We start from the raw sequence: 5498 nt of genomic DNA on the forward strand, positions 1-5498 counted from the left end.
ATCAGGGCCTATGAGGGTCCGGCTCAATCAGGCAAGGTCGTAGCGATCCAGGTTCATCACCTTGTTCCAGGCTGCCACAAAGTCACGCACGAAGACCTGCTGCGAATCGCTGMACGCATAGACCTCCGCAATGGCCCGCAACTGCGAGTTCGAACCGAAGACGAGATCGATCACCGTACCCGTCCATTTGAGTTCGCCCGTCGACCGGTCGCGGCCCTCCAGCACATCTTCTGCGTCAGCAGATTTCTGCCACTTCGTGCGCATGTCGAGCAGGTTCACAAAGAAGTCGTTGCTCAAGGTTCCGGGCCGCTTGGTGAAAACTCCATGCTGGGCCTGCCCGACGTTGGCATTCAGGGCGCGCATGCCGCCAACCAGAACCGTCATCTCGGGAGCGCTCAGCGTCATCAGGTTCGCGCGATCCACCAGCTGCTCGGCTGCCCGCTGCGCCTGCCCCTTGCGGGTGTAGTTGCGAAAGCCGTCTGCGGCAGGTTCCAGCACGGCAAAAGACGCCACATCGGTTTGCGCTTGCGAAGCATCCGTGCGGCCCGGTGAAAAGGGCACCTTCACGTCGTGACCGGCTTTCCGTGCAGCCGCCTCGACGGCCGCGCAGCCACCCAGAACGATCAAATCAGCCAGCGAGATTTTCTTGCGGCCGGACTGCGCGCCGTTGAACTCGCCCTGGATGGCCTCCAGCACTTTCAGGACTTTCGCCAGCTCGGCCGGTTGATTGACCTCCCAATCCTTTTGTGGTGCCAGGCGGATGCGCGCACCGTTCGCGCCGCCGCGCTTGTCGCTGCCGCGGAAGGTGGAAGCAGACGCCCAGGCCGTTGTGACGAGCTGGGAGATGGAGAGCCCGGAGGCGAGGACCTTGGCCTTGAGGCCCTCAGTATCCTGCTCATTGACCAGCGGATGATCGACGGCGGGAATGGGGTCCTGCCAGATCAGTGCCTCCTTCGGCACCAGCGGGCCCAGGTAGCGCGCGGCCGGGCCCATGTCACGGTGCGTCAGCTTGTACCAGGCCCGGGCGAAGGCATCGGCAAACTCCTGCGGGTTCGCCATGAAACGCCGCGAGATTTTCTCGTAAGCCGGGTCCATGCGCATGGCCATATCAGCGGTCGTCATTATCGGGGCATGGCGCAGCGCGGGGTCATGGGCATCCGGCACGGTGGTCGCCGCGGCGGGGTCTTTGGGCTTCCACTGGTGGACACCGGCAGGGCTCTTCGTGAGCTCCCACTCGTAGCCGAACAGGTTTTCAAAGTAACCGTTGTCCCACTTGGTGGGGTTCTTGGTCCAGGCACCTTCGATACCGCTGGTGACGGTGTGCACGCCGTGCCCGCCGCCAAACTTGTTGATCCAGCCAAACCCCTGGTCTTCAATGGTGGCGCCCTCAGGCTCGGGACCCACGTATTGGCCCGGATCGGCTGCGCCGTGGGCCTTGCCGAAGGTGTGCCCGCCGGCGGTGAGCGCAACAGTTTCTTCGTCGTTCATCGCCATGCGGGCGAAGGTCTCGCGGATGTCCCGCGCCGAACCCAGCGGGTCCGGTTTGCCGTTCGGGCCCTCGGGGTTCACATAGATCAGCCCCATCTGCACAGCACCGAGCGGGTTTTCGAGTTCGCGGTCGCCGGTGTAGCGCTTGTCGCCCATCCACTCGGCTTCAGGGCCCCAGTAAATCTCTTCCGGCTCCCAGACGTCCGGGCGCCCGCCGGCAAAGCCGAAGGTCTTGAATCCCATGGAGTCCATGGCCACGGTGYCGGCCAGAACCATCAGGTCGGCCCAGGAGATTTTTCGGCCGTACTTCTGCTTGATCGGCCACAGCAGGCGGCGTGCCTTGTCGAGGTTTCCGTTGTCCGGCCAGCTGTTGAGCGGCGCAAATCGCTGTGTGCCGGAGCCGGCGCCGCCGCGCCCGTCGGCGATCCGGTAGGTGCCTGCGCTGTGCCACGCCATGCGAACGAAGAATGGGCCATAGTGGCCGTAGTCCGCAGGCCACCAGTCCTGCGAATCCGTCATGAGCTCATGGAGGTCTTTCACCACGGCATGCAGGTCCAGGGTCTTGAATTCCTCGGCATAGTTGAACGCCTCGCCCATGGGATCGGACAGCGATGAGTTCTGGTGAAGGATCTTGAGGTTCAGCTGGTTGGGCCACCAATCGGCGTTCGTTGCGGCACCAGCCAGAGCATGTTTGCGGGCGCCACCCGAGAATGGGCAGCCGCCTTCGCTTTGCGTGTTGTGATCAGCCATGATGAGTTACCTTTGATGATTAAGTGGTGCCGAATGACGGCATGGAATTGCACTGCGGGACAGCCGGGACGCTTTGGTCAAGGCCGTGTGGGTGGGGCTGCTAATGGGGTCTCCTTTGACGGGCTTGCCAGGTGATGGCCTGTGAAGCACAGTCTAGGTTTCACTGCAAAATAATCAAAGGCAATTAAAGATATTTACCTAATAGTTTTTATCAATTGCATCTGTTTTGGCTTCAATTCCCCAACGCGACCTGACGGGTAATCTTGCAGTTACGCTTGGGTCCGAGTCACTTATCGAGTCACTTATAAAGCCTTTGAAGGAACCCTCATGACCAGCCCCAAAACCGCYGGCACAGCACCCCGGTACCCTGCTCCCGAACTGAAGGACCTGCCGGAAGACATCAAAGCCAAAGTCCTGGAGGTGCAGGAAAAAGCCGGCTTCGTGCCCAACGTATTCCTGGCGCTGGCGCGCCGCCCTGCCGAATGGCGTGCCTTCTTCGCCTATCACGATGCGCTGATGCTCAAGGAAGAAGGCTCCAACCCCAACGGCAGTCTGACCAAGGGCGAGCGCGAGATGATCGTCACCACGACGAGCGCCGCCAACAAATGCCTGTATTGCGTGGTGGCGCACGGCGCCATCCTGCGCATCTATGAAAAGAAACCGCTGGTGGCCGACCAGGTGGCGGTGAACCACCGCAAGGCTGACATCACACTACGCCAGCGCGCCATGCTCGACTTTGCGATGAAGGTATGCCTGCAAGCGGACCAGATTGAAGACAGCGACTTTGAAGCGCTGCACGGCCACGGCTTTGACGATGAAGACGCCTGGGATATCGCGGCCATCACGGCTTTTTTTGGGCTCTCCAACCGCATGGCGAGCTTCAGCAACATGCAGCCCAACCCCGAGTTCTACCTGATGGGCCGTGTGCCCAAGCCGCCCAAGGCCGCCTGAAACCGCTCAGGCGCGAATCACGCCCAGGACCCTGCGCACCCGCTATGCTCATGAATCAGCCTTCTCACAAGACTTAAAAACCATGGCACCAGACGCCACATCCACCGCCTCGACATCTTCTACCCCATCAGCCGGCGCTTACGGCCTGACCGTGCGCAAGCTGGAGATCGACCTGAGCGATGGCTTTGACCGCCACTGGTTTGGCGGCGATGCCTTCCTGAGCCAGTACCACAACGCCTTGTCGATGAGTTTTCCGGTCGGCGAGCAGTCGTTCATCGAGGCCGTGCGCGACTGCGCCAAATTGCTGCCTCGCACGCCAGAGCACGCGCTGCTGCATGAAGCCACTGCACAGTTCATCGGCCAGGAGGCTACCCACCGCCACATCCACGGCCTGTACAACGCACAGTTGGAGAGGCAGGGCCTGGTCAACCGCTGGCAACACTGGGCCACGGCCCGCATTGACTTTGCCAAAAAACGCGGTGTGGCGCCCCACCACTTCCTTGCGGTCACGGCAGCCTACGAACACCTTACGGCGGTGCTGGCCGACTACATGCTTCGCCACGGTGACGCGCTGGACCATGCAGACCCGAAGATGCAGACCCTCWGGCGCTGGCACGCAGCCGAAGAGACCGAGCATCGCGCGGTAGCCTACGACCTGTACCAAGCGCTTGGCGGAAACCACGCATGGCGCGTGCGCTGGTATGTCTACGCGCTGCTGCTGTTTTCCTGGGACTCGGGCCGGCAAACGGTGCTGAACCTCTGGCATGACGGCACGCTGTTCAAACCAGGCACCTGGTGGAGTGCGATGAAATTTTTCTGGGGAAAAAATGGCGTTGTGTGGCGCTGTACCGCCCCGCTGCTGACCTACTTCAGGCGGGACTTCCACCCCGACCAGGAAACTGTTGCTGAACCCGGCCAGCAAACCCGCGCCATTGCCCAGCGCTGGTTGAAAGAGCACGCGGACAGCTTTCGCACAGTTCGCTGAAGCTTTGCTGCGATGCTGCAGCACTCATATGCCGCCAGGATTGCTATCTTATTGATAGCTGTTTGCGCATGACCTGATTAGGCCAGCGGGATTTTTCTTTCAGAATTACGCTTCAACCAGCTTGCGCATCCACTCGGGCAGGGCTTTGGCTTTTTGTGCCGGAAAGTCCACCCAGATGGTGGTGGCGCCGCCCGCGGCGCAGATCACGCCCGGCGTATCCGCGCGCTCCATGGTGGCCCAGCTTTCAAAGGTGGTGCGGCCAGGGTCGCTCACGTACATCTTCATCAGCACGTCGCCGGGGTATTCCAGCTGCTTGTAGAAATTGCAGAAGGCATTGACGATGACCGGGCCTTCCCCCTGAGGGTCGGGCTTGCAGCCAATGCCGTACATCCAGTCGATGCGGATGGTTTCGAGATAACGGAAGTAAGTGCCGTTGTTGAGGTGGCCCATCGCGTCCATGTCACCCCAGCGGATGGGGATATGCATCTCGTGGACCAGCTTTTTCTTTTCGGGAATTTCAATTTTCATGATGCCAATTTCCCCTATCGATGAGCCCTGATGGAAGCCAGGATTCCCAGTGTGAACAACACGCAGGCAGACAGTTGTACCAGTGTGGGCCAGTGGCCATCCCAGGCAAACGAATACAGCAGTGCAAAAATGGTTTCACTCACGATGAGCTGCCCGCACAGGCTGGCGCTGAGCCGCTGGCTGGCCATGTTCCACAAAATTGTCGCCAGCCAGGTGGAACCCAGACCGGCCAGGACACACAGCAGCACGAACACACCACGGTCTTCACGGCCAGCCAGCACGCTTGCGTTCGAACCCGCAAGCAGCCACATCAGCAATGCCCCGAGGCCGGTTGCCACACCCAGCCAGTTGGCCCAGTCGGTGGCGTTGACTTCAGGGTGCCGCTTGAGCCAGGCTGAATTCAGGATCGCAAAAGCCGTCCAGCACACCAGCGAGGCCGACACAAACAGCATGCCGCGCCAGAAATGTGTAGCCGTTCCCTCGCCGGCCTCGTGGGTGGAACCCATCATAAGTGCCAGCCCTGCCAAGGTGAGCGCCAGGCCGGGCAGCAGGGAAGCCCAACGCAGGCCTTGCGGCTTGCCCAGCAACATGACCCAGATCGGAATGGTGCCGATCACCAGCGAAGGCACTTCGGTGCCGGCGTCGCGTATAGCCAGCACCAGCAGCAGGTAGTAGCCGCTGAACCCGAGAATGCTCATGACCAGAGCGGCCCACGCCTGCCGCGCTGTGGGCAGGCGGCGGGTGCGCCATCCCGCCAGCATCACCAGCACGGCGAACACGCCGTACACCGCAAAGC

5 protein-coding genes are annotated in these 5498 nt (G+C 61.2%); 2 read left to right on the plus strand and 3 right to left on the minus strand.

From position 1 onward, the window contains the following. Positions 1 to 27: 27 nt before the first annotated feature. A complete protein-coding gene (gene katG, locus AC1D1P_RS13060; RefSeq protein ID WP_477673279.1) occupies positions 28 to 2238 on the minus strand; it encodes a catalase/peroxidase HPI in 2211 nt (736 codons plus the stop codon). A 327-nt stretch (positions 2239 to 2565) separates the two neighbouring features. On the opposite strand from katG, the gene AC1D1P_RS13065 reads away from it, so the two are divergent. Both AC1D1P_RS13065 and AC1D1P_RS13070 read left to right on the plus strand, forming a co-directional pair. Beyond that, the gene (locus AC1D1P_RS13065) at positions 2566 to 3189 is read left to right on the plus strand and encodes a peroxidase-related enzyme (protein ID WP_477673280.1); all 624 of its coding nucleotides are present in this window, start codon (positions 2566 to 2568) and stop codon (positions 3187 to 3189) included. An 82-nt stretch (positions 3190 to 3271) separates the two neighbouring features. Continuing rightward, on the plus strand, positions 3272 to 4174 hold the full coding sequence (locus AC1D1P_RS13070) for a metal-dependent hydrolase (protein WP_477673281.1): 903 nt from the start codon (positions 3272 to 3274) through the stop codon (positions 4172 to 4174). A 105-nt stretch (positions 4175 to 4279) separates the two neighbouring features. On the opposite strand, the gene AC1D1P_RS13075 is transcribed toward AC1D1P_RS13070, so the two are convergent. Next, positions 4280 to 4702, minus strand: coding sequence for an acyl-CoA thioesterase (locus AC1D1P_RS13075; protein WP_477667855.1), 423 nt, complete (start codon positions 4700 to 4702; stop codon positions 4280 to 4282). A gap of 14 nt (positions 4703 to 4716) precedes the next feature. After that, positions 4717 to 5498, minus strand: a 782-nt coding sequence (locus tag AC1D1P_RS13080) for a DMT family transporter (RefSeq protein ID WP_477673282.1), incomplete at its 5' end; no start/stop codon positions are given.

This window comes from Polaromonas sp. P1_E1_2 (assembly GCF_056406035.1).

Excerpts from the sequence above, each read along its gene's own strand:
- AC1D1P_RS13075 (WP_477667855.1), bottom strand. The coding sequence starts at position 4,702 with ATGAAAATTGAAATTCCCGAAAAGAAAAAGCTGGTCCACGAGATGCAT.